At 33.7% G+C, this 24,114-nt stretch carries 23 protein-coding genes; 12 read left to right on the top strand and 11 right to left on the bottom strand.

Translation table 11 applies throughout. The annotated features are described in order from the left end of the window. Positions 1-86: 86 nt before the first annotated feature. On the top strand, positions 87-1,235 hold the full coding sequence (locus E0H99_RS05200) for a GNAT family N-acetyltransferase (protein ID WP_131991998.1): 1,149 nt from the start codon (positions 87-89) through the stop codon (positions 1,233-1,235). Here E0H99_RS05200 and E0H99_RS05195 read toward each other — a convergent pair. Beyond that, entirely contained in the window at positions 1,228-2,118 is an 891-nt protein-coding gene (locus tag E0H99_RS05195; protein ID WP_131991995.1) for a diacylglycerol/lipid kinase family protein, read from the bottom strand. The two genes, E0H99_RS05200 and E0H99_RS05195, sit on opposite strands and share 8 nt — an antisense overlap. Before the next feature lie 64 nt (positions 2,119-2,182). On the opposite strand from E0H99_RS05195, the gene E0H99_RS05190 reads away from it, so the two are divergent. Beyond that, a complete protein-coding gene (locus E0H99_RS05190) occupies positions 2,183-3,151 on the top strand; it encodes an App1 family protein (protein ID WP_131991992.1) in 969 nt (322 codons plus the stop codon). Positions 3,152-3,183: 32 nt separating this feature from the next. Here the strand turns inward: E0H99_RS05190 and E0H99_RS05185 are convergent, their stop codons facing one another. Then, positions 3,184-5,091, bottom strand: a complete 1,908-nt coding sequence (locus E0H99_RS05185; protein ID WP_131991989.1) for an ATP-binding cassette domain-containing protein — start codon at positions 5,089-5,091, stop codon at positions 3,184-3,186. 73 nt (positions 5,092-5,164) lie between these two features. Here E0H99_RS05185 and E0H99_RS05180 point away from each other — a divergent pair, with 73 nt between their 5' ends. Next, positions 5,165-5,548: a DUF983 domain-containing protein gene (locus E0H99_RS05180; protein WP_131991986.1), complete on the top strand. Its 384-nt coding sequence runs from the start codon at positions 5,165-5,167 to the stop codon at positions 5,546-5,548. Positions 5,549-5,553: 5 nt separating this feature from the next. Here the strand turns inward: E0H99_RS05180 and E0H99_RS05175 are convergent, their stop codons facing one another. The 7 genes from E0H99_RS05175 to topA form a co-directional block, all read right to left on the bottom strand. Further along, positions 5,554-6,603 (bottom strand): NAD(P)/FAD-dependent oxidoreductase, encoded by a 1,050-nt coding sequence (locus E0H99_RS05175; protein WP_131991983.1) that lies wholly within the window; start codon positions 6,601-6,603, stop codon positions 5,554-5,556. 100 nt (positions 6,604-6,703) lie between these two features. Beyond that, positions 6,704-7,594, bottom strand: coding sequence for a gliding motility protein GldN (gldN, locus tag E0H99_RS05170; protein WP_131992570.1), 891 nt, complete (start codon positions 7,592-7,594; stop codon positions 6,704-6,706). A 53-nt stretch (positions 7,595-7,647) separates the two neighbouring features. Continuing rightward, a complete protein-coding gene (gldM, locus tag E0H99_RS05165) occupies positions 7,648-9,195 on the bottom strand; it encodes a gliding motility protein GldM (RefSeq protein WP_131991980.1) in 1,548 nt (515 codons plus the stop codon). Between the two features lie 45 nt (positions 9,196-9,240). Beyond that, entirely contained in the window at positions 9,241-9,888 is a 648-nt protein-coding gene (gldL, locus tag E0H99_RS05160; protein WP_131991977.1) for a gliding motility protein GldL, read from the bottom strand. 51 nt (positions 9,889-9,939) lie between these two features. Then, positions 9,940-11,343: a gliding motility lipoprotein GldK gene (gldK, locus tag E0H99_RS05155; protein WP_131991974.1), complete on the bottom strand. Its 1,404-nt coding sequence runs from the start codon at positions 11,341-11,343 to the stop codon at positions 9,940-9,942. A gap of 267 nt (positions 11,344-11,610) precedes the next feature. Further along, positions 11,611-12,762, bottom strand: a complete 1,152-nt coding sequence (locus E0H99_RS05150) for a formimidoylglutamase (RefSeq protein ID WP_131991971.1) — start codon at positions 12,760-12,762, stop codon at positions 11,611-11,613. A 1-nt stretch (position 12,763) separates the two neighbouring features. Then, the gene (gene topA, locus E0H99_RS05145) at positions 12,764-15,265 is read right to left on the bottom strand and encodes a type I DNA topoisomerase (protein ID WP_131991968.1); all 2,502 of its coding nucleotides are present in this window, start codon (positions 15,263-15,265) and stop codon (positions 12,764-12,766) included. 259 nt (positions 15,266-15,524) lie between these two features. On the opposite strand from topA, the gene E0H99_RS17155 reads away from it, so the two are divergent. Then, positions 15,525-15,695, top strand: a complete 171-nt coding sequence (locus tag E0H99_RS17155) for a hypothetical protein (RefSeq protein ID WP_165930191.1) — start codon at positions 15,525-15,527, stop codon at positions 15,693-15,695. Between the two features lie 56 nt (positions 15,696-15,751). Here the strand turns inward: E0H99_RS17155 and E0H99_RS05140 are convergent, their stop codons facing one another. Next, a complete protein-coding gene (locus tag E0H99_RS05140) occupies positions 15,752-15,979 on the bottom strand; it encodes a hypothetical protein (protein ID WP_131991965.1) in 228 nt (75 codons plus the stop codon). A 309-nt stretch (positions 15,980-16,288) separates the two neighbouring features. On the opposite strand from E0H99_RS05140, the gene E0H99_RS17150 reads away from it, so the two are divergent. The 8 genes from E0H99_RS17150 to groL all read left to right on the top strand — a co-directional run bounded on the left by E0H99_RS17150 (position 16,289) and on the right by groL (position 23,229). Beyond that, positions 16,289-16,462 (top strand): hypothetical protein, encoded by a 174-nt coding sequence (locus E0H99_RS17150; RefSeq protein WP_165930255.1) that lies wholly within the window; start codon positions 16,289-16,291, stop codon positions 16,460-16,462. Between the two features lie 9 nt (positions 16,463-16,471). Next, a complete protein-coding gene (gene miaB / locus E0H99_RS05135; protein WP_131992567.1) occupies positions 16,472-17,917 on the top strand; it encodes a tRNA (N6-isopentenyl adenosine(37)-C2)-methylthiotransferase MiaB in 1,446 nt (481 codons plus the stop codon). Positions 17,918-18,007: 90 nt separating this feature from the next. Further along, positions 18,008-19,264, top strand: coding sequence for a sigma-54 interaction domain-containing protein (locus tag E0H99_RS05130; protein ID WP_131991962.1), 1,257 nt, complete (start codon positions 18,008-18,010; stop codon positions 19,262-19,264). Between the two features lie 100 nt (positions 19,265-19,364). Further along, positions 19,365-19,868, top strand: coding sequence for an LptE family protein (locus tag E0H99_RS05125; RefSeq protein WP_131991959.1), 504 nt, complete (start codon positions 19,365-19,367; stop codon positions 19,866-19,868). Between the two features lie 81 nt (positions 19,869-19,949). Beyond that, positions 19,950-20,801, top strand: a complete 852-nt coding sequence (locus E0H99_RS05120) for a tetratricopeptide repeat protein (protein WP_131991956.1) — start codon at positions 19,950-19,952, stop codon at positions 20,799-20,801. 3 nt (positions 20,802-20,804) lie between these two features. Next, the gene (gene secG, locus E0H99_RS05115) at positions 20,805-21,149 is read left to right on the top strand and encodes a preprotein translocase subunit SecG (protein WP_131991953.1); all 345 of its coding nucleotides are present in this window, start codon (positions 20,805-20,807) and stop codon (positions 21,147-21,149) included. Between the two features lie 136 nt (positions 21,150-21,285). Next, a complete protein-coding gene (gene groES, locus E0H99_RS05110) occupies positions 21,286-21,561 on the top strand; it encodes a co-chaperone GroES (protein WP_035670228.1) in 276 nt (91 codons plus the stop codon). Positions 21,562-21,600: 39 nt separating this feature from the next. Then, a complete protein-coding gene (gene groL / locus E0H99_RS05105) occupies positions 21,601-23,229 on the top strand; it encodes a chaperonin GroEL (RefSeq protein WP_131991950.1) in 1,629 nt (542 codons plus the stop codon). Positions 23,230-23,302: 73 nt separating this feature from the next. Here the strand turns inward: groL and E0H99_RS05100 are convergent, their stop codons facing one another. Next, positions 23,303-23,983, bottom strand: coding sequence for a DedA family protein (locus E0H99_RS05100; RefSeq protein WP_131991947.1), 681 nt, complete (start codon positions 23,981-23,983; stop codon positions 23,303-23,305). Between the last annotated feature and the right edge of the window lie 131 nt (positions 23,984-24,114).

Here is a 24,114-nt window from a genome sequence, read left to right as displayed (position 1 = left end):
TTAATTTATATAAAGTTAGTTAATTTCGAGACATTGAGAAATACTTTAACTTTATTAACTAATTTTGAAAAAAATTACACTTCAAGTTGAATACACCTTATTCCTTTAAAATTTATAGTACTACATCGCAACTCCCTTTAAACTGGGATGATTTAGCGGTTTCAACCATTTTTTTATCCAAAAAATATTTGGAGATTTTAGAAAAATCATCTCCGGAAAATATGGTTTGTCATTTTATTGGACTATTCGAAAATGAAACTTTAATAGGCATTGCACTTTCTCAATTTTTAGATTTAAATCAACTGGAGTCTTTTGGAGATCGGGATAAATGCATTAAAACCACTGTTCGAAATTTAGTTTTCAGAAATTTAGGTTCTCATGTTCTCGTAATTGGAAACAATATGCTGACTGGACAAAACGCTTTTGCATTATCAGAATCTATTGATAAAAAGAAAGCGTTGCAAGCGTTGAAATCAGCGGCATTAGCATTGAAAAAATTGTTTCAATCTAAAGGAAAAAAAATTCATATTACCACTTATAAAGATTTTCACAAAGAAGACATTACGAACTTTGCCATTCCGGAATTCAAAAATGATTATCAGTTTTCGACACAACCGAATATGGTTTTTCACATTGATGAAAGCTGGAGATCAGAACAAGATTACATCGACTCACTTTCAAAAAAATATAGAGATCAGTATAAAAGAGCCCGAAAAAAAGCAGCAATTATTGAGAAAAGAAAAATGCATTTGGAGGACATCATAGCTTTAGAAGAAACCATTTATGATTTGTATTTTCATGTAGCCAAAAACGCTCCTTTCAATACTTTTTTTCTACCAAAGAACCACTTCAGAATTTTTAAAGAAATCTTTAAAGACAAATTTCTTTTTTATGGCTATTTTATTGATGAAAAATTAATTGGATTTAATACTTTAATAAAAAATGGTTCCGTAATGGACACTTATTTTCTGGGGTACGACGAAAATATTCAACGTGAAAAAATGCTGTATTTGAACATGCTGTATGATATGATAGCGTATTCTATTAATAAAGGGTTTAAGGAAATTGTGTTTGCAAGAACAGCATTGGAAATTAAAAGTTCTGTTGGCGCAAAACCTTTAAAAATGTATGGATTCATCGCGCATAGCAATCCAATAGTCAATTCGTACATGCCAAAAATATTTAGATATCTGGAGCCTGAAACTAATTGGCAAGAACGAAACCCTTTTAAATAACTTCACTATTTAATTTTGGAACCGCTACTTTCATTTGTTTGGGCAAAATTTTAATATCCAGTTTTGTCTCAGTACCGCAATATTCTCCATCGATTTGAAAACTAACCGGAACATTTGTCTTAACGATTGCTTTTTCTATAGAAATTATCTCAACATCCTCGGAATCTATCGGCATATTTCCAGAAATAATTTTTCCAAGCACTACCAAATCTAAATTTTTCAAAATAACTAATTCAAACTTTCCATCGTCCATAACACCATTAGGATTTATAGAAACTCCTGTACCATATTTTTGAGAATTCGCAATGACAATCATTCTTGCCATACATTCAATTGTTTCAAAATCGCCAGTAATTGTTGCTGTAAAAGGGTCATCTAAATCAATTAAAGTACTGAAAGTTTGCAAAAAATAACCCCATTTTCCTCGAATACTACTACTTTCATAGTTCTTAATCATTTCCGCATTTACGCCCAAGTCACTTAAATGAATGCTTTTTTTACCATTGATAGAAATCATGTCTATTTCCATATAATCATTATGAAAAGCGATTTCTAAGTTTTCTTCGATTGTAGATGGCAAATTTAAATCTACCGCTAAACCATTGGCAGAACCAGCCGGTAAAATCCCAATAATAACATCATGGTTTTCCATCGCTTCAGCAACCATTTTTATAGTTCCATCACCTCCTGCTACAACAATTCTTTCTGGATTATAGGTTTTATAGAGTACTTTTATATTCTCAATATCTGATGCTCCAGAAGTATTATAAATCACAAGGTTCAAATTCTCTTTTCCGGCAAAATTTGTCGCCGCATCAACCAAATCTGATTTATCAACATTCCCAGAAACAGGATTTACAACGAGCATAATATTTTTTTTCAAAATTTTTCTTCTTTTATTGACTAAAAATAATTAATTTCAACAACACTCAAAAGTACTATAATAAATGAAACCAATTTTAAAATTATATCGTGGCTACGCTAATGAACAGGAATTAATTGTCATGGGACATGTTTTTAAACCAACAACAATTAAAGAGTATAATTTTCAAAAAAAGAATCTGAAAAATGCTACTTCTGTAATTAAAATGTTTCAAATAAAAACAGAAGCAAACGCCGATGTCTATTTAGAACATAACAATGCCAAAATTCATACCAGAACATTAATCGACGGTTATTTTAAATTCTGTGTCCCATTAGACCAAAACACTAATTATGGCTGGATTGATTATGAGGTAAGTATTGTTTACAAAAATGAGTCCATTTCAACACGAGACAGTTACATTCGACCACACAAAGGAAATTTAGGAATCATATCTGACATAGACGACACTTTTTTAGTTTCTCACACATTGAATCCTTTGAAAAAATTGTATGTTTTATTATTTAAAAACGTAAACAAGAGAAAAATATACGAAGATGTTGTCACCCATTATCAAGCTTTAAGTACCGCCGGAAGGGAAAATAAAGAGGAGTTTAATGCTTTTTTCTATGTTTCGAGCAGCGAATGGAATTTATATCGCTTTATTATAAAATTTACAGAACTTCATCAACTACCAAAAGCAGTTTTGCTATTAAAAGATATTAAAACGAGTCTCACTGATTTTTTCTTGACCGGCAGAGGCAACCACAATCATAAGTTTGACAAAATAAAACACATTTTAGAATTTTACCCAAACTTAGAATATGTACTTCTTGGAGACGATTCGCAACACGATGCATTTTTGTACGAAGCCATTTGTAAAATTTTCCCCGTAACCGTAAAAGCAGTCTATATTAGACAAACTAGTGATTCTAAAAAAGAAAAAGTAACAGCTATTTTGAAAAATCTAGAAACCCTGAAAGTTTCTGTTTGTTATTTCAAAAACAGCAGCGAAGCCATTGCGCACTCAAAATCAATTGGAATCATTGTATAAAAAAAGAGTTCCAAAAAATGGAACTCTCGTTTTTATAAATTATCTATTTCTTCCTGAACTATTTCCCAATCTGAGAGAAGTTTGTCCAGTTCTGCTTTTTTCTTATTGTATGCCGTGAAAAATTTAGCGTCTTCAATGTGTTTATCATAATTAGAAGCAAGCATTTTATCATCATGCTGAATGTCCTTTTCTAATTGCTTAATTTGACTCTCCACTTTGCTCAACTTATTCTGTAACGCTTTGCCTTTTTTCTGATCTTCATAAGAAGCTTTATTACTTTCTTTAGGTGCAGCCGCTTTCTGTGCATCTTTTTTCTCTACTTCACGCATATTTTCCATATTGCGTTGTTCCAAGAAATAGTTGATATCCCCTAAATATTCTTTTATTTTTTGATCTTTGAATTCATACACTAAATTTGACATTCCCTGCAAGAAATCCCTATCGTGAGAAACCAGCAATAAAGTACCTCCAAATTTTTGTAACGCGGCTTTCAAAACATTCTTAGATTTAATATCCAAGTGATTTGTAGGCTCATCCATCAGCAGAACATTAATGGGCTGCAACAATAATTTACATAACGCCAAACGGTTTCTTTCGCCTCCTGAAAGGACTTTTACCTTTTTCTCTACATCATCGCCACGAAACAAGAAAGAACCTAGCATATCGCGTACTTTCATTCGGTTTGTATCTGCAGCGGCATCTTCCATTGTTTGCAACAGAGTGATTTCGCCATCCAGATATTCAGCCTGATTTTGCGCAAAATATCCCAACTGTACATTATGCCCTAACTTGATATTTCCTTTATATTCGAATTCGTCAACAATAGCTTTAATGAAAGTTGACTTTCCTTGACCGTTTTGTCCAACGAATGCAATTTTACTTCCGCGCTCCACTAACAGATTGATGTCTTTCAAAATTGTTTTGTCACCGTAGCTTTTAGTTACATTTTCGGCTTCAATCACGACTCTTCCCGGTTCTTTTGAAACTGGAAAAGTAATGTTCATCACCGAATTATCATCTTCATCAACTTCGATACGTTCTACTTTATCTAATTTTTTGATTAATGACTGCGCCATCGAAGCTTTGGAAGCTTTGGCACGGAATTTTTCGATTAATTTTTCCGTTTCTTCAATTTTTTTGGCTTGGTTTTTTTGCGTTGCCAATTGCTTTTCACGAATTTCATGACGCAATTCTAAATATTGAGAATAGGGTTTATTGAAATCATAGGCTTTACCAAGTGAAATTTCGATAGTTCTATTGGTAACGTTATCCAAAAACATTTTATCGTGCGAAACAATCACAACAACACCAGGATAATTACGAAGGAAACTTTCTAACCAAATGATACTTTCTATATCCAAGTGATTCGTAGGCTCATCCAGCAACAAAACATCATTGGCCTGTAATAATAATTTGGCCAATTCGATACGCATTCTCCATCCACCAGAAAAAGTTTCGGTTTGATTATCGAATACGTCTCTTTTAAATCCTAAACCAAGTAAAATTTTCTCAGTATCACCCACATAATTATAACCGCCCAATAATTCAAAACGGTGCGTATAATCAGATAAGTCTTCAATAATTTGGCTGTATTCGTCACTTTCATAATCAGTTCTTGTAACTAACAAGTGATTAATTTCTTCGAGCTTTTTCTCAACAATTTTAATCTCAGTAAAAGCTTCATACGCTTCTTCAAGAACTGTTCTTCCTTGTTCAAAATCGATATCCTGACGCAAGAATCCCATACGAAGATCTTTCTCTTGAGAAATAACACCTGAATCAGGAGCAAAATCTTTTGCCAACATTTTAAGCATGGTAGATTTTCCCGCTCCGTTCTTCCCTACAAGACCCACACGGTCTCCGGCACCCAATCGAAAGGTAACTTCTTCAAATAAATAAGTACCACCAAACGAAACGGATAAATTGTGTATATTAAGCATGTATTGTTATTTTATTCCTTTTTGAATGCGTAAATTTGTAACTCTAAAAAAGGAAAAATTAAATTTTTTGCAAATGTTAAAAAAAGGATCCAAATTATATAGCATTTTAACAGGAACTTGTCCTAAATGTCAGAATGAGAGTATGTATTTGGATAAAAATCCGTTACATTTCAATAAAATCTTGAAAATGCATGAAAATTGCGGCCATTGTGGTTTGAGGTATCAAATTGAACCTTCGTTTTTTTATGGTGCCATGTATGTCAGTTACGGATTGAATGTCGCCGTTGGAATAGCAGCCTTTATAATCTCATTTGTAATCTTTGGCTCCAGCCTTAAAGTGGCTTTTATTGCTATAATAGCGTCACTTATTGTCTTGTTTCCATTTGTCTTGCGCTGGTCCAGAAACATATACATCAATATGTTTGTTTCCTATGATCCAAAAACCAAACTAAAATAATAGTATTACTGCCCTTTAGATAGAAATCTGTCAATGTCAATTTCCCTATTTAAAGGAATCTGATGTTCTATATTTTCAAATAATACTTTTGCCATTGCTGGCCCAAGCATAACCCCTCTAGTTCCCAAACCATTCAAAATATGTATTGATTCATAATTTTGATGTGTTCCCACTAATGGTCTTCTGTCTTTGACTGTAGGTCGAACGCCAGCAAAATGCTCCACAATTTCAAAATCACAGCTAATAATTTCTTTTATTCTTGCTACTAATTCTGTTTTTCCTTCCTCAGTAGGCAGATCTGTTTTATCCTTCCAATTATACGTTGCTCCAACTTTGAATAAATCATTCCCAAGAGGCAAAATAAACACACTCGTATTTACAATTACATCTAAATCCAACTGAGGTACTTTAATAATAAAAAGCTCTCCTTTGGTTCCGTCTAAAGGCAAGTAATTAAAATAAGGATTTGCATGCAGACCAAAACCTTCCGCAAAAATGATATGCTTAGCTCGAATATTTTTATATTGAATACTATCCGATTCGATTTTTAAAGCATCATAATCAAATGCTTCCTCTTGAAAGAGATTGTTTTGTTTCAGGTATTCCCTGTATTTATTTAAAAGCAAAGCGGTGTCCACATAACCCGTTTGTAAAACTTCGCCATACCCGTAAGGGGAATCAATTCCTATATATTTTTTAGAAATTAATTGTGTACATAAAAAAGGAGCCAGCGCTATTTTGTCCGAAGCAGCAAACCAATTATTCTGTTCTTCAACGGAAAAGAATTTTCTTAAAATAGGACTTTTGAAATCAACTTTGCAATTTAGTTTTTCTTCTAAAAAAGTATAAAATTCGTTCATCAATACTAATTGCTCTTGAGCTTGCCACACCTCGCTGAAACGTTTTAAAATAACCGGATTATACAAACCTCCTGCAATTTTGGATGAATTTTGAGAATTATTATCCAATACAAAAATAGATTTGTCATTACGCAAAGCAATCTCTGCGAATGAAATACCTGCTAAACCAGAACCAATAATTAAATAATCAATCATTTGAAATAACACCTTTTAAATAAGTGCAAAGTAAACACATTAAAACAAAAAAACTCTTACCATTACAGTAAGAGTTTTTTATTATATTATAAAATCGGCATTAATAATTCCACATATCTTGTTCGAAATTGCGAATTTTTTCTTTTACTCTTTCCGATTCTAATAATTGATTTTGAGCGTTATCCTTCATGTATTCATCAATAGTTCTATCACCATATACATTTTCTTCTTTGTAAATAACACTGTTAAAACGCCTGGAATTTAATATTTGATCAAATGAAACTGGCATCGCTGAATTTTTATCATTGAACGCTTTTGCTTCATGTAAAACATCTCTTGCTGCCGGGAAGAATACCCAGAACAATTCGATATAATCTTTTTCATCACTGTTCATGGTATAAACATCTGGCGTCACGGGACAAATTCCCAATAAACGATATTTCAATTCACTCTGGCGCTTGTCAAAATACCAGTATCCTTTAATTTTATATTGGGTTACATCTTGAGCTGCTAAGTCTTGTTTTAAAATATACTCGTCAGATATTTGATTTCCTGCATTAATTTGTTCTCTACCTGCATCAGTTGTATCAATACGAGTCAATGATGTTTGAATGTCTTGCATCGATTTTTTGGTATTAAAATAACTATCGGTATAGACCTCAGTAATTTTACCATTTTTCAAAGCTTTCGTAAGCACATCATACAAAGATCTTCTATCAGACCCAATATTTGCGGTATCAATTGGGAAATACAAAGCAAAATTAATTTTTTCACTTAAGTCAATAATTTCCCATGTAGTCTTACCCATTAAAACATCTCTATCATGCACATAACCATAGACTAATGGTTTATCATTATCTGAAATGAGTTGTGCCGCAGTTTTAAGTCCTATTTGGTCAGGAGTTTTTGCATTAAGCAAATTAGACTGTCCAAAAGAGGCGAAACTTCCTGTAATAGAGACAATAGCGATTAAAAAATTTCTTAGATTCATCATGGTATCATAATAAGATATTGAAGTAGGTCAAATATAAACTTACTTATTATTTATTGTATTTCAAAAATTACTGGAGCTGTTCTTGGTAATAAATAACTACCTGCACCTACAAGTTTTGTTTTTATTTCAGAAATAGTAACTTGATCTCCTCTAACTGCTTTTGAAAGAACAGCATTACACTGTGCATTTAATTTATTTCCTTGAACAACAACAGTAGGTTGACCTGTTACTTTTAAATTAAATCCAACTACATTTAAACCAACTTCAAAGTCGAAATCAACTAATTTAGCTCCAATTGTCGCAATTTGTAAATTTGATTTAGGCCCTTTAACAACGCCCATTTCTCCTCTAATAGTTCCTGTTGGACCAGGAATACCTTTTATTCTAAAGTTTTTCTTATCCGAAACTTTAGAACCGTCAGGAAGTGTACCAGTTACATTAATAACCACTTCTGAACCTGAACCTGGGCTCATGTTATATTTACCACCACCCGCAGAACTTAATCCTGGAGCACTAGCTGAAACTTTATCTGCAGTAACACCTGCAAAAGAAATAGTCATTGGGTTTACAACACCTCTATAAACTACATTCATCTTATCTGCAGAAATAGTAGCCGACTTTGGTCTCGCAACAACAACATATTTATCTTTAATAGGCAAGCTAACCACTTTCCCATTTTCATCAAAATTAAAGGAACCGCCAATAGCATGTTCTCCAATATTGCCTGCTCCAAAAGAGAATTTAGCTTGACCCGCTTGCGCTTGTACACTAGATCCATTGACAATAACAGATTTTGCTTTTAATGATGGATCAAATTTACCTAAAATAATTTTTCCTGTTACCGCTTCTCCTTGAAAGAAAACAGATTTATCAAGAACTACAATAGGCTGGTAAGCTGTAAGTGACGCTGCAGCCACTAAATCCGATTGAAACATTCCTGTCATTACATCGCTCTCCGTCGTTTTGATATCTGCTTGCAATTGCGATAATTTAGTAATAGTCGCAATAAGAGGATATCCTTTATAATTGTAATCGATCCAATCTAATTTAGCACCTGCTTTTTCAGAATAAACTGGTTTTGTAGCAAATCTGGCTTCAATCTTTTTCATTTCAGATTCCGCAATTGAACTACCCCCAATTGCTTTTATCTGAGTTGAGAAATTATTAATCTTATCTAAGAACTCTTTTCCTTGTTTAGAAACTCTATCTCCAGTAAAGAACATTCTGTCAATTAAATCTCCTTTATCCATTTGCTCGTATGGCAAATTTCCTTCAGCATCTCTTTCAAATTTTTTGGTAACAGTCGTCTTGATGTTTTCTAAATAGTCATTAAAATCTTTAGACAAAGCTCTAATTTTTTCAACTTTGGCTTTTTTATCCCCAAATTGCCCTGGTTGATCCACTGCTTTTTGAGCTAATTGTTGAAATGAACTTTCATTTCTAGTATCAGTGATAGAGTTAGACTCTACTATTTTATTATTCAAAATCCCAAAAGCTGATAATACCTCTTTGGACATATTTAATGCTAACATCGCGATAAAAACCAGGTACATTAGGTTAATCATCTTCTGTCTAGGGGTTAGTTTTCCTCCTGCCATATTTTCTACTAATTAGTTTATTATTTTTTTATAGTTTGAAACTAATTATCCTTTATTACCCATTGCAGAAAGCATACCACCATAAACATTGTTCAATGAAGCAATATTTGCAGTCATAGATTGCATTTGCTCTTTTAATTTTCCTGCATTTTCAGCAATTTCTTTATTTGCTTCAGCATTTCTTGAAGCACTTTCTAATTGTACTTTGTATAAGCTGTTTAAAGATTCCATCTGTGCCGCAGCCATAGATAATTCTTCGCTGTATTTTTTGGTTGCAGTGATAGAATCTACCGTTGGTGAAATTGCTTTAGCAGCTCCTTCGAAATTTTTAATGCTATTTCCTAAGCTTGCCATTAATTCTCCATCAATTTTAGCGTCTTTCAACATCGCGTCCAATTTTTGGGACAATAATCCTTGAGCATCTGAAGGCGTTTCAACTTTTTTCTTTGGTTCTCCTTTTACTCCATTTGCCAATTCGGGATAAACCAATGTCCAATCTAAATCATCATCAACCGGTTCAAAAGCAGAAAGAGCAAAAATTAAAGCTTCAACTACAAGACCAATTGTAAGCATTAAATTCCCAGTAATAATACCAAATTCAATGTGAGTTATTTTAAATAATGCACCAATAATTACAACCGCAGCTCCCATACCGTATGCGAAATTCATTTGTTTTTTACTTAGTAATGCCATAATAGTTTTTTTTAGTTTTAATAGATGTCGATTGGTTTATTTTTTGTTTATTTATTTCTTTTTACCGTTTCCAGTGGTTTGAAGTCCCATATAATCTTGAACAGTTCTAAAACCTATATAACTTCTTGCAGAATCAGCATATTCATGATCACGAGTACTTACTTGAAGAAAATAAGCAACATCTTTCCATGAACCACCTCGAACTACTTTTCTTTGATTTTTATAATCCTGAACATTCGGATTCATAGAAGAAACATATTCGTAAGCATTTGGATCATAGGATGAATCCGTCCATTCAGAAACATTTCCTGCCATATTATAAAGATTATAACCATTAGGCTCATACGATTTTGCCTCTACAGTATACAAAGCTTCATCTGCCGCATAATCACCTCTATTAGGTTTAAAATTAGCTAAAAAACAACCTCTGTCATTTTTAGTATAAGGCCCACCCCAAGGATAAGTAGCTGATTCTAAACCGCCTCTTGCTGAATATTCCCATTCCGCTTCTGTTGGCAATCTGAAAGAGTTTATCAAATCACGACCTTTCTTTTTAGATTTTATGTAGGTGTTTTTATTTAAAGTTCTCCAAGCACAAAAAGCTTTTGCCTGAGTCCATTTTACACCTACAACTGGATAGTCTCCATACGCTTTATGCCAGAAATAATCATTATGCATAGGCTCATTATAAGAATAAGCATAATCCTTAATCCAAACCGTTGTATCAGGATATACCTTTACTTCTTCTGTTCTGATGAAATTTTTTCTATTTCCTACTTTAGCTTTTGCAGCAGCCTGAATATCCATCCAAGAGTAACGGAATTTTAATTTATCTACATCTATAGTTCGTAATCCATTGTATGAAGCCTCTATTGGCAAATACATAGAATCCATCACTTCAGTATAATCTGCATCCGGATACAACTTAGTATCTTTGATTAGCTTCACTTTTCTGTTCAATTTTCTTCCGGCATATTGATCGTCAGCCGTACCTATACTATAATAATTATCATACATGTATTTATCATAGGCGGTCATCTTTTCAGGATCAGAATCATTAAAAGCAAAATCACCAATACTTCCGGCATTTTTACCTTTAGCAGCTCCTGGATCAGCTGTTTGCCCGCTCATATCAGCCATAATTGCCAATCGAACTCTCATTGTAGAGTCTTTTACCCATTCTACAAATTGACGGTATTCACTATTGGTAATTTCAGTTTCATCCATGTAAAATGAACGAACAGTAACAGTTTTAGTAGGAGCATCTTCCACATTAGCTAAATCAGCGTCTGATTTACCCATAATAAAGGCACCACCAGGAATTAAAGCCATTCCAAAGGGCTTTTCAGGATGCCATTTACCTCCATTAATACCAACTAATTCTCCTTTATCGCTTGATTTACCACAGCCGATCAAAAGGGCTAAAATTGACGTATATGCAATGAACTTCTTCATATAAATTTGGTTATCTATTCATTATTTTTAAGTGTGTAAACCTATTTATTATTTATTAATAAAACAATATTTTTGTTATGAATTAATTTGAGTCCAAAAATAATGTTAAATAAAATACAAAAAAAATATTTTGTCGATAAAATGCCAAAATAATCGATAAAATACATAAAAATTGATTTTTTTTATGTATTTTATAATGTTAAGCTTATAAATCATATTAATTTTTAAACAATTTTCAGGGCAAAAATTGTAAACATTAAATAATAATTATAAAATATTCTTACGTTGTGCTTTCCACCATCTTTCAGGCAATTCTTGGTTGCATGCCAATAAATATTCGTCATATGAACATGGTAATAACGTATTTCTTTTTAGTTTATTATTAACATTTGAAATAAAAGGAATTTCTATCCACCAGCGATCCGTTTTATCACTTTTATAAAAGACAAGTTCCTCTTCCTCCAATGGGACAATGTATTTCAAATAGTTTTCTTTACTTCCAAAAGGATACTCATTAGAACGATAATGAAACCCTTCTATGAAATACCAAATTATCTGCGCTATGATGACAGATTCTTGTGCCGAATTATTATGATTGAATATCCCAAAAGAAGATACTTTATCACTTATTCCTGCATACCGTGACAAAGAACAAATCTCTTTTCCATTAAAACCATTTGGTGCAAACGAAATAAAATTTCCTGAATCAGATGATTTAACCGAATTCAGATCAATACTTACCAAATCAGCATCTCTAAAAACAGGTTCCGAAATAGAGATATTATTAGAAACCTCTCCTAATCTATAGGCGTCGAAAAACAATTTCTCTATCAAATCTATTTCTTCCTGCGAATTAAAATACGTTTGATACCCAATATTACAATAGTTGAAAAGATTATTAGGTTCGTCTACAATTATTTTTGTCAAATAGGAAGAAGCCGAAACCTGCTCTTCTTCCTTACCAAAATCAAATTTATTATCAATGGAAACCAAGTTGACCATTTGTTCCAAATCATCATAAGCTCTGTAAAGCGCATATGTTAAGTCTTGGGAACCTCCAATAACTATAGGAGTAATTTTTTTCTTAACTAGACTTGCAACAACTTTTTTTACTGCAAAATAAGTATCCTCAACAGAATTTCCTGCAAGAATATCACCTAAATCAGCAATAGAAGCGTCCCAGTTTCCCGGAAACAATCCATATAACTCTTTTCTCAGTGGCACTAAATCTACATCAGAAACAGCTTTTTTATTTCCTCGGTTTTCTAAAACGCCAATTACAGCAATTTTAATCTTATTTAAATCTGGGAACTGTTTTTCTGTATGCAATACAATTTTACTTCCTAATTGCTGAGAAGTCAATCCGTTTATATAGCTAAGGATTTCATCATCTACGGGTTTCAGAAAATCAAATTCCATTTTATTTCTTTTTTGCTACTGGTTTCTTTACTACGGCTTTCTTCGCTGGTGCTTTTTTAGCTGGCGTTTTCTTGGCAATCATTTCCTGAACTTCAGCCAATGTTAATTTTGTAGCATCAACATCTTTACTTAATTCAATTTTGATTTTTCCTTTAGTGATAACAGAACGTCCCCAACGGGCTTTTTCAACCAAAATTCCTTCGTCTTCCCAATTATGCAAAACCTTATCAATATTTTTTTGCAACTTATCTTCAATCAACGCTTCAATATCTGATTGAGACAAATTATCAAAATCGTATTTTTTACTTACATTTATAAACAAACCGTTCCATTTGATAAAAGGACCAAAACGACCCACACCTTTCTGAACGCCTTCCCCTTTGTAAACTGCAATCGGCGCATCGGCGGCGGCTTTTTCTTCGATTAATTCCTGGGCTCTTTCAAAATCTACATCTAGAGGATTTTCTCCTTTTGGTAAAGAGACAAAAGCTGCTCCGTGACGAATATAAGGACCATAACGACCATTACTTACTTCAACTTCTTCTCCTTTATATTCTCCAAGATTTTTTGGCAACAAAAACAAATTCAACGTTTCCTCTAAAGTGATGTTCCCAATATTTTGATCTGCCATTAAACTGGCAAATTTTTTCTCTTCATCATCAGCAGCTCCAATTTGAGCCATTGGTCCAAATTTCCCTAAACGCACCGAAACCGGTTTCCCTGTTTTTGGATCAGTTCCCAAAATTCTTTCACCGCTTTCTCTTTCTGCATTGGCTTCTACGTCTTTCACTGTTGGGTGAAATTTATCGTAGAATTCCTGCATCATTTTTGTCCAAACGATATTTCCTTCTGCAATTTCATCAAAATCCTGCTCCACTTTTGCAGTGAAATTATAATCTAAAATGTTTCCGAAATTCTTTACCAAGAAATCGGTAACAATCGTTCCAATATCTGTAGGGACTAATTTCCCTTTATCAGAACCTGTATTTTCTTTCAACAACTTCTCTCCTACTTTCCCGGATTGCAAAATCAGTTGCGTATAATTACGTTCCTGACCGTCAAGATTTCCTTTCTCTACATAATTTCTGTTGATAATCGTAGAAATCGTTGGCGCATAAGTAGAAGGACGACCAATACCCAATTCCTCTAATTTTTTTACCAAAGAAGCTTCGGTATATCTTGCAGCAGCTCGAGAATATCTTTCGGTCGCGGTGATGTAATTGTTTTGTAATTTTTCATTGACTTTCATTGCGGGCAACATCCCTTCTTGCTCTTCTTCATCGTCATCATGGCCTTCAAGATACACTTTCAGGAAACCTTCAAAAAGCAAAACTTCTCCAGATGCTGTGAATATTTCACCGTGATTGTTCGCTTCAATTTTCACGTTAGTACGCTCCAATTGTGCGTCACTCATTTGCGAAGCCAACGTTCTTTTCCAAATCAAATCATACAAACGGGCTTGATCTCTGTCGATATTTACCGTGTGTTGTGACATATCTGTAGGACGAATTGCTTCGTGTGCTTCCTGCGCGCCTTTGCTTTTATTGACAAAAGTTCGAGGTTTTGAAAACTCTTTTCCGTACGATTTGATGATTTCAGCTTGAGCAGCTTCCATCGCATCCTTGGATAAGTTCACACTATCCGTTCTCATATAAGTAATGAGTCCAGCTTCGTACAAACGTTGTGCGAGTTGCATCGTAATTCCAACAGGCAAATACAATTTACGCGCAGCTTCTTGTTGTAAAGTCGAAGTCGTAAAAGGACCTGTAGGTGATTTTTTGGTAGGTTTCGTTTCTAAATCTGATACCTTATACGTTGAACCGATATTCTTGTTTAAAAAATCTTCGGCTTCTTTTTTAGTATTGAAATTCTTAGGCAGTTTGGCTTTAAATGATTTCCCTGATTCGTTAGTGAATTCTGCCACAACGGAATATGTTGCAATTGCATTAAAGTTTTGAATTTCTCTTTCACGCTCTACAATCAAACGAACAGAAACCGATTGTACACGACCCGCAGAAAGTCCGCCTTTAATTTTTCTCCAAAGTACAGGCGACAATTCATAACCAACCAACCTGTCCAAAACACGACGTGCTTGTTGTGCGTTGACCAAATTATAATCGATTTCACGTGGATTATCAATTGCTTTTAGAATCGCAGTTTTGGTGATTTCGTGAAAAACAATACGCTTGGTTTTCTTCTTATCTAATTTTAATTCTTCGGCTAAATGCCAAGAAATAGCCTCACCCTCGCGATCCTCATCACTTGCTAACCAAACCATTTCGGCATTCTTGGCTAAAGTCTTTAATTTGCTTACCAACGCTTTTTTATCAGCAGAAACTTCGTATTTGGGTTTAAAACCATTTTCTACATCTACTCCAATTTCCTTAGAAGGCAAGTCGGCAATATGCCCATAACTCGATTCGACTTGAAAATCACTTCCTAGAAATTTCTCGATTGTTTTTGCCTTTGCAGGGGACTCAACTATAACTAAATTCTTTGCCATTGCTCTATTTTTCTGAGACAAAAGTATCTTTTTTTTTTAAATATTGCGCTTTTGTATTTCTAAAAGTAATTTTTATCGTTGAACAAAAGATTTAAACTGTTGTGAATTATAGCCGTTTTTACGAATTAACTCTACAAAAATTATTACGGTTTATGACAAGATGGATTATTAAGAAGTTGGGCAAATAAAATCTAAACAAGAAAAGAAACTTTCTTAGGAAATGATTTCAGCAATTACATGCAAAATTACATCCAAGTAGATGTATGGGTTCAAATATAATACTAAAGATGTGTTTTATGATTTTGAAATCAGTATGGAATTGAAGTTTAAGTTTAATATTTCCCAACTCCATGCTAACGGCAGAATTTCAACAGCGTGTCAAAAACCCATTCAAGAGTTTGGTCTCTTTGAATGGGTTTTAGAGAACTAAACCGATAATAATCGATTTTATATGCCGAATCATTTATATAAATAAGGAATAAATGATTAGCTTTCACTTTTACCCCTTACAAGAGCTATTATTATTATTATAAAAACCGCTCCCCCTACTACCCAAACCCATGGTTGTGCAAACCAATCAGTTCCTTCCTCACCCACTGTCAAATTTACATCCACCTCTTCATTTTGCGCCCTCAAAAGACTATGAAAAAAGAAAAATGCACTAATTGCTAAACACTTTTTTGACATTACGCTGATGTTCTGTAATTGTTTCATGTTAAATCGTTTTTAAAATTAATGATAAATATTATTTTAGGAGTTTTAACCTACCAAAGGTAGCGAAATTATATTTACTAAATGTTTCATAATTAAACAAAAAGAATACATAATTCACATAATTTAACCTTAAAATAAGATAATATATTTTTATTTCAGTTCAATTGGCTGTGTTTTTAATAATTTTATGCATCCTTTATTTTTGAGATTCTATTTTAAAAACTTGTAAATAATTTTTCTACCAGCGCCGGCTGAAGTAAAAAAACGGAAAGAAAAAAGCAGAAATTTCCTGTTCTAAAAAAACGACCAATGGAAGCTCTGTTTAGAACTTTGGAAACTTTACTTTCTTTGCGAGTCCAGAAGGATGTGGATTGTAGCGGAAAAGCGGGATTGGCTGCTGATAAGCATTATTCTAAAACATTGTTAATTCTTCATCTGACATCTTGTCATATTTATTTGAATTGCGTTATCTTTGTGCTTTGAAAATACATGATGGAAAAGATTATTGAAGAAAGTAAGCAGGGAGAAAGTCTTGTTTTAGAAAATAAACCTGAGAATACAAAAAAACTATTTATAGAAAGTTACGGCTGTGCGATGAATTTTTCGGACAGTGAAATTGTAGCTTCCATATTGTCTGGAAACGGATACAATACAACGCAAGTTCTGGAGGAAGCCGATTTGGTTTTAGTCAATACCTGTTCTATTCGGGACAAGGCTGAGCAAACTATTCGAAAACGTTTGGAAAAATACAATGCTGTAAAACGCATTAATCCAAAAATGAAAGTAGGTGTTTTAGGCTGTATGGCCGAGCGTTTGAAAAGTCAGTTTTTGGAAGAAGAAAAAATCGTTGACCTTGTTGTCGGTCCTGATGCATATAAAGATTTACCGAACCTTTTACAAGAAGTGGAAGAAGGGCGCGATGCGATTAACGTGATTTTGTCAAAGGATGAAACCTATGGAGATATTTCTCCAGTTCGATTGATGAGCAACGGAATCACCGCTTTGGTTTCAATTACTCGTGGTTGTGATAATATGTGTACGTTTTGTGTGGTACCTTTTACCCGCGGACGCGAACGCAGCCGTGAACCTCAGAGTATCATGAAGGAAATTCAAGATTTGTGGGACAAAGGGTTTAAAGAGATTACGCTTTTGGGACAAAACGTGGATAGTTTCCTTTGGTACGGCGGCGGATTGAAAAAAGATTTTGAAAATGCTACCGAAATGCAAAAAGCAACAGCTGTTGATTTTGACCAATTACTGGAAATGGTGGCTGTTGGTTTTCCTAAAATGAGAATCCGATTTTCAACCTCTAATCCACAAGACATGCATGAAAGTGTTTTGCACGTTATTGCGAAACATCCTAATATTTGCAAACACATTCACTTGCCTGTCCAATCTGGAAGCAATAGAATCCTAAAAGAAATGAACCGTTTGCACACGCGTGAAGAGTACATGACTTTGATTGATAAAATCAGAACTATTATTCCAAATGGTTCGATTTCGCAAGATATGATTACTGGTTTTCCAACAGAAACCGAAGAAGATCATCAAGATACCTTAAGTTTAATGGAATATGTAAAATATAATTTTGGTTATATGTATTCGTATTCCGAACGTCCGGGAACATTGGCAGGAAGAAAAATGGAGGATGACGTTACCGAAAAAACTAAAGCCAGAAGATTACAGGAAATTGTCGATTTACAACAAAAACACGCTTGGTTCCGCTCTGAGGAATTCATTGAACAAACCGTAGAAGTTTTGGTAGAGAAAGTTTCAAAAAAATCAACGGAAGAATTTTCTGGAAGAAATTCACAAAGTATTACGGTGGTTTTTCCAAAGGAAAATTACAAGATTGGGGATTTTGTAAATGTGAGAATTATTTCTTGTACCAGCGGAACCTTAAAAGGAAAAGCAGTTGGATTGAGTGAGATGAATTAGAAAAATTAGCCACTAATTTTTAATTCATTAAAAATAAAAAGAGTTTTAAGTAATTATTAATGAGATTGCTTCGTGCCTCGCAATGACAATATGGAAACAGTTCAAGCTATAAAACAACGATTTGAGATTATCGGAAATGATCCGAAGCTTAATCGTGCGATAGAAAAAGCCATACAGGTAGCTCCTACTGATATTACCGTTTTAGTAGCGGGAGAAAGCGGTGTGGGAAAAGAGAATATTCCTAGAATTATTCATTCACTTTCGCACAGAAAACATGGGAAATACATTGCCGTAAACTGTGGAGCCATTCCAGAAGGAACGATTGACAGTGAACTTTTTGGGCATGAAAAAGGGGCATTTACTGGTGCAACCAATACACGTGAAGGCTATTTTGAAGTAGCTGATGGCGGAACAATTTTCTTGGATGAAGTAGGTGAATTACCACTTACCACTCAAGTGCGCTTGTTACGTGTTCTTGAAAATGGCGAGTTTATAAAAGTGGGTTCTTCACAGGTTCAAAAAACAGATGTGCGAATTGTTGCCGCTACGAATGTCAATTTATTTGACGCTATCGAAAAAGGAAAATTTCGTGAGGATTTGTATTATCGCTTGAGTACGGTGGATATTACTTTGCCGCCTTTGCGCGATCGAAAAGATGACATCCATTTGTTATTCAGGAAATTCGTTGCTGATTTTGCCCATAAATATAAAATGCCTCCTTTAAAACTGGACGAAAATGCTATCCAATTATTACAGAAATTTCGTTGGAGTGGTAATATCAGACAATTGCGAAATGTAGCGGAACAAATCTCCGTTTTGGAAACGAATCGCGATATATCCGCAGTGACTTTACAATCGTATTTGCCGGTTTTGGGGAACAATTTGCCATCTGTCATAAAGGATAAGAAAAGCGAAAGTGATTTTAGTACCGAAAGAGAAATTTTGTACAAAGTCCTTTTTGATATGAAAAGTGATTTGAATGATTTGAAAAAATTAACTTTGGAATTGATTCAAAATGGCGTGTCCAAAGTACAGGAAACCAATCAGAATTTGATAAAAAAAATATATGGTTCGAAAGAAAATGACAGTGAAATCGATTTTGAAGAAGAACCAAGATCAGCCTTAATCACTACCCAAAACAATCAAGAGCTGTATCAGGAACATGATGATAGTTATCTTTTTGCAGAAACAATCGAAGAAGAAGAAACATTGCGTTTAGAACAAAAAGAAATCGAAATGATTAAGAAATCATTAGAAAAAAACAAAGGAAAACGAAAAGCAGCAGCAGATGAGCTGGGCATTTCTGAAAGGACTTTATATAGAAAAATTAAGCAATTTGACTTGTAGTTTTTACCACAAAAACACTAAGACATAAATGATTTAATTCAAAATGAATATCTTTGACCCAGCCGTTAGCAAACTGACGAAGCAATTTTTAAAATAGAAAATGAAACATATAAAATTTATTCTTCTTTCAATAATTATAGTAAGCATCAACAGTTGCTCGGTTTATAACTTTACTGGAACTGGTAAAATTGATGCCGAAACATTTCAAGTTGGTTTTTTTCAGAATAATGCTGAATTGATTGAACCTGGTATTGACAGAACATTTACATTAGAACTTCAAGATTTAATCCAGAACCAAACCAATTTAAACTTGGTCAAAAATGGTGCTGATTTGACTTACGAAGGAGAAATTGTAGATTACAGAATAAGCCCAATGACGGCTACTGCAGATCAACAAGCATCTCAAAACCGTTTGACAATCAGGGTTAATGTTCGTTTTACCAATAAGAAAAAAGAAGCAGATGATTTTGAAAAACCATTTACTTTTTTCTATGACTATCCCGCTCAGCAACAATTGACAGGAGCAACTTTAAACAGCGCTTTAAAGGAAATTTTTGAAAGAATTACACAGGACATCTTTAATGAGTCACTCGCAAAATGGTAAATTGAAGTGTTGATTCGGTTATTTGTTGATTCGGTTAGTCGAAAACAAATAAACGGATAACCAAATAAACGAATACCCTTTATGAACGTAACCGATTATACTTATTTGATTAATAAACCTGATGCTATTCATGAGAAGCAAACGGAAGCATTAGAAAAAGTGCTCGCCGAGTTTCCTTATTTCCAAAGTGCCAGAGCGATTCAATTAAAAGGTCTTTACAATCAAAACAGTTTTAAATACAATACTGCTTTAAAAATTACTGCAGCACATTCAACTGATCGATCTATTTTATTTGATTTCATTACATCAGATACGTTCACTTCGATTCAAAAAGGTCTTTACGATAAAAAAGCGTTAGAAATTCTTGATATAAAAGTAGTCGACAGTGAAATTATTGTTACTGAAGAAAAACCGGAATCCAAAATAAATTCTTTAGAAAGATCCATACTCACTTCAATAAAAGAAGCTTCAACAATCGATGTTGATGATGCTTCAAAAACTACCGAAGAGAAACTGGCAATTGGTAAGCCCTTAGATTTCTCTAAAAGCGAACAACATTCCTTCCAAGAATGGCTTCAACTTTCGCGCACTAAACCTATCGAAAGAGAAAAAGAGAGTCCTACTAATCCACCGCATCCTATAATAGATGCTGATAAAAGAAAGAAATTAGAATTAATAGACAAATTTATTGAAGCGAGTCCTAAGATTTCTCCGGTAAAACACGGAGTTGCTTCAACCGTTACTTTTGACTTAAATGCAGCCGACAATTCCTTCTTGATGACGGAAACTTTGGCCAGAGTCTATTTGGAACAAAAGAAATATCAAAAAGCGATTCAAGCTTATGAAATATTAATTTTGAAATATCCAGAAAAAAGTAGTTTCTTTGCAGACCGCATATCGGATATTAAGATTTTACAACATAATAATAATTAAACAATGAGCACATTTTCAATTTTTTTAGTTTTAATAACTATAGTTTGTTTTCTATTAATCGTAGTTATAATGGTTCAAAACCCTAAAGGTGGTGGATTATCATCTACAATAGGTGGTTCTCAAATGCTAGGTGGAGTACAAAAAACAACTGATTTTTTAGACAAAAGCACTTGGACATTAGCAACTATACTAATTGCACTTATACTACTTTCAAGCTTAAGCTTTACAGGAACATTAAGTGATACTGATTCTAAAATCATTGAAAACACAGGAAGTGCAGCACCAGCTACAAACACGCCAGTTGCTCCTGCTCAAAACACACCTGCTGAACCAAATCCAGCAAAATAAATTATTACAACATATTCTAGATGCCAGCCTGTCAAAGCTGGCATTTTTTATAAGAAATTATGTCAGTTTCATTAGGATGGCACAATTTCTGAAATCTTTATAGACGTTAAAATAAATAATATAAAAATATAAAATCATGGCTTTAAACATTAAACCACTTTCAGACAGAGTTCTTATCGAACCCGTTGCAGCTGAAACAAAAACAGCTTCAGGGATTTTCATTCCAGATACAGCTAAAGAAAAACCACAAAAAGGAACTGTTGTTGCTGTTGGAAACGGAACAAAAGACCACACAATGACTGTAAAAATTGGCGATTCTGTTCTTTACGGAAAATACGCTGGAACTGAATTAAAACTAGAAGGTAAAGACTATTTGATCATGCGTGAAGACGATATTTTAGCAATAATATAATCGAATTAACAAATAAACGAATTAACAAATAAAATAAAAATGGCAAAAGATATAAAATTTGATATTGAAGCACGTGATGGATTAAAACGTGGCGTTGATGCATTAGCTAATGCAGTAAAAGTAACTCTTGGACCAAAAGGTCGTAATGTAATTATTGGAAAAGCTTTTGGTGGACCAACTGTTACTAAAGATGGTGTTACTGTTGCAAAAGAAATTGAATTAAAAGACCCATTGGAAAATATGGGTGCTCAGATGGTTAAAGAAGTTGCCTCTAAAACGAATGATTTAGCTGGAGACGGAACTACAACTGCAACTGTTTTGGCACAAGCAATTGTGAAAGAAGGATTGAAAAACGTTGCCGCAGGAGCAAATCCTATGGATTTGAAACGTGGTATTGACAAAGCGGTTGAAGCTATTGTAGCTGACTTAGCTAAACAAGCAAAAGTAGTAGGAAGTGATTCTGAAAAAATAAAACAAATTGCTTCAATTTCTGCTAACAATGACGAAGTAATTGGTGAGTTAATCGCTGCAGCTTTCGCAAAAGTTGGAAAAGAAGGGGTTATCACTGTTGAAGAAGCCAAAGGAACTGACACTTACGTAGATGTTGTGGAAGGTATGCAATTTGACAGAGGATATCTTTCTCCATATTTTGTTACTAATTCAGAGAAAATGGAAGTAGAATTGGAAAATCCTTACATCCTTTTATATGACAAAAAAGTTTCTTCATTAAAAGAATTATTACCAGTTTTGGAACCAGTTGCTCAATCTGGAAAACCATTATTAATTATTGCTGAAGATGTTGATGGTGAAGCATTATCTACATTGGTAGTAAATAAATTACGTGGAGCCTTAAAAATCGCAGCCGTAAAAGCACCTGGTTTTGGAGATAGAAGAAAAGCAATGTTGGAAGATATCGCAATCTTAACCGGAGGAACTGTAATCTCAGAAGAAAGAGGGTATACTTTAGAAAACACCACTATCGAAATGTTAGGAACTGCTAAAAAAGTGACTATCGATAAAGACAATACAACAATTGTAAGTGGCGCAGGTGAAGCTGATATGATCAAAAATCGTGTCAACCAAATTAAAGGTCAAATGGAAGCTACAACTTCTGATTATGACAAAGAAAAACTACAAGAACGTTTGGCTAAATTAGCTGGTGGAGTTGCTGTCCTTTATGTAGGTGCTGCTTCAGAAGTAGAAATGAAAGAGAAAAAAGACAGAGTTGATGATGCTCTTCACGCAACTCGTGCAGCTGTTGAAGAAGGAATTGTTGCTGGTGGTGGTGTTGCGCTTCTAAGAGCTAAAAACGCACTTAGCACTATTAAAGCTGATAATGCTGATGAAGCTACCGGAATTCAAATTGTATCTCGTGCAGTAGAGTCTCCATTGAGAACTATTGTTGAAAATGCAGGTCTTGAAGGTTCAGTTGTTGTTGCAAAAGTTGCCGAAGGTAAAGGTGATTTTGGATACAACGCAAAAACTGACGAATATGTTGACATGCTTAAAGCAGGTATTATTGATCCTAAAAAAGTAACGCGTGTAGCATTAGAAAACGCAGCTTCGGTTGCTGGAATGATATTGACTACTGAATGTGCTTTGATTGATATTAAAGAAGATAATGGTGGAGGAAACCCAATGGGTGGCGGTATGCCAGGAATGATGTAATAGCAATCCACTATAAACAAAAAACCGTCTCATTTACATGAGACGGTTTTTTTATGGATTATAAATTATTGATTTATTCTTTAACTTTAGATTTTCTGCTGAACTTATAAATTACCGGCAAAACAGTAATTCCAACTAAAGCGATAACAATTATTTCTATGTGCTCTTTCAAATCAATCTGATAATTTTCAAGTAGGAAACCATATAAATAATGTCCTGCGAAAATCAAGGTGAATGACCAAATGAAAGAACTTAGAATATTGTAAAACATAAACTTCTTTTTCTCCATAGAAACAATCCCAGCTACTATTGGTGCAAAAGTTCTAAATATTGGAAGGAATCGAGCAAAAATAATTGCTTTTCCTCCATATTTTTCAAAGAAATCTTTTGATTGAACTAAATACTTTTTCTTAAACCAAAAGCTATCTTCCTTGTTGTACAAATAGTATCCGCTTTTTGAACCAAACCAGTATCCTACAATATTCCCTAAAATTCCTGATAAAGCCACAAGTGTTGCTAAAAGAACAACATTTATAAAATCATTATCAATGAATAAAATATTCTCTATTAATTCCCGGCTGTAAATCCCTGCTAAAAACAATAAACTATCTCCCGGTAAAAAGAAACCTGCAAAAAGACCTGTTTCTGCAAAAACAATAAATAAAACTATATAAATACCCAATTTAATTCCATTAATATCAAAATGAATATAAAAAAGCGGGTCAATCAAATTCTTCCAATCAAAATCGTTCATTCTACGGTGTTTTATGCTAAAATTATTCGTGCGTGAAAGTACGGATAATATATCTTAACCACAATTTATGGTACTACTTTAAAGTTTTATTAACTATTTAAATTAACCAAATTAACTTTACATTACCAACA

This window comes from Flavobacterium sp. GT3P67 (assembly GCF_004349155.1).
Taxonomy (GTDB): Bacteria; Bacteroidota; Bacteroidia; order Flavobacteriales; family Flavobacteriaceae; genus Flavobacterium; species Flavobacterium ranwuense.
This window is presented reverse-complemented; position numbering and strand designations above follow the sequence as displayed.

Excerpts from the sequence above, each read along its gene's own strand:
- E0H99_RS05190 (WP_131991992.1), top strand. The coding sequence starts at position 2,183 with ATGAAACCAATTTTAAAATTATATCGTGGCTACGCTAATGAACAGGAA.
- E0H99_RS05185 (WP_131991989.1), bottom strand. The coding sequence starts at position 5,091 with ATGCTTAATATACACAATTTATCCGTTTCGTTTGGTGGTACTTATTTA.
- E0H99_RS05180 (WP_131991986.1), top strand. The coding sequence starts at position 5,165 with ATGTTAAAAAAAGGATCCAAATTATATAGCATTTTAACAGGAACTTGT.
- E0H99_RS05175 (WP_131991983.1), bottom strand. The coding sequence starts at position 6,603 with ATGATTGATTATTTAATTATTGGTTCTGGTTTAGCAGGTATTTCATTC.
- gldN (WP_131992570.1), bottom strand. The coding sequence starts at position 7,594 with ATGAATCTAAGAAATTTTTTAATCGCTATTGTCTCTATTACAGGAAGT.
- gldM (WP_131991980.1), bottom strand. The coding sequence starts at position 9,195 with ATGGCAGGAGGAAAACTAACCCCTAGACAGAAGATGATTAACCTAATG.
- gldL (WP_131991977.1), bottom strand. The coding sequence starts at position 9,888 with ATGGCATTACTAAGTAAAAAACAAATGAATTTCGCATACGGTATGGGA.
- gldK (WP_131991974.1), bottom strand. The coding sequence starts at position 11,343 with ATGAAGAAGTTCATTGCATATACGTCAATTTTAGCCCTTTTGATCGGC.
- E0H99_RS05150 (WP_131991971.1), bottom strand. The coding sequence starts at position 12,762 with ATGGAATTTGATTTTCTGAAACCCGTAGATGATGAAATCCTTAGCTAT.
- topA (WP_131991968.1), bottom strand. The coding sequence starts at position 15,265 with ATGGCAAAGAATTTAGTTATAGTTGAGTCCCCTGCAAAGGCAAAAACA.
- E0H99_RS17155 (WP_165930191.1), top strand. The coding sequence starts at position 15,525 with ATGTATGGGTTCAAATATAATACTAAAGATGTGTTTTATGATTTTGAA.
- E0H99_RS05140 (WP_131991965.1), bottom strand. The coding sequence starts at position 15,979 with ATGAAACAATTACAGAACATCAGCGTAATGTCAAAAAAGTGTTTAGCA.
- E0H99_RS17150 (WP_165930255.1), top strand. The coding sequence starts at position 16,289 with ATGGAAGCTCTGTTTAGAACTTTGGAAACTTTACTTTCTTTGCGAGTC.
- miaB (WP_131992567.1), top strand. The coding sequence starts at position 16,472 with ATGGAAAAGATTATTGAAGAAAGTAAGCAGGGAGAAAGTCTTGTTTTA.
- E0H99_RS05130 (WP_131991962.1), top strand. The coding sequence starts at position 18,008 with ATGGAAACAGTTCAAGCTATAAAACAACGATTTGAGATTATCGGAAAT.
- E0H99_RS05125 (WP_131991959.1), top strand. The coding sequence starts at position 19,365 with ATGAAACATATAAAATTTATTCTTCTTTCAATAATTATAGTAAGCATC.
- E0H99_RS05120 (WP_131991956.1), top strand. The coding sequence starts at position 19,950 with ATGAACGTAACCGATTATACTTATTTGATTAATAAACCTGATGCTATT.
- secG (WP_131991953.1), top strand. The coding sequence starts at position 20,805 with ATGAGCACATTTTCAATTTTTTTAGTTTTAATAACTATAGTTTGTTTT.
- groES (WP_035670228.1), top strand. The coding sequence starts at position 21,286 with ATGGCTTTAAACATTAAACCACTTTCAGACAGAGTTCTTATCGAACCC.
- groL (WP_131991950.1), top strand. The coding sequence starts at position 21,601 with ATGGCAAAAGATATAAAATTTGATATTGAAGCACGTGATGGATTAAAA.
- E0H99_RS05100 (WP_131991947.1), bottom strand. The coding sequence starts at position 23,983 with ATGAACGATTTTGATTGGAAGAATTTGATTGACCCGCTTTTTTATATT.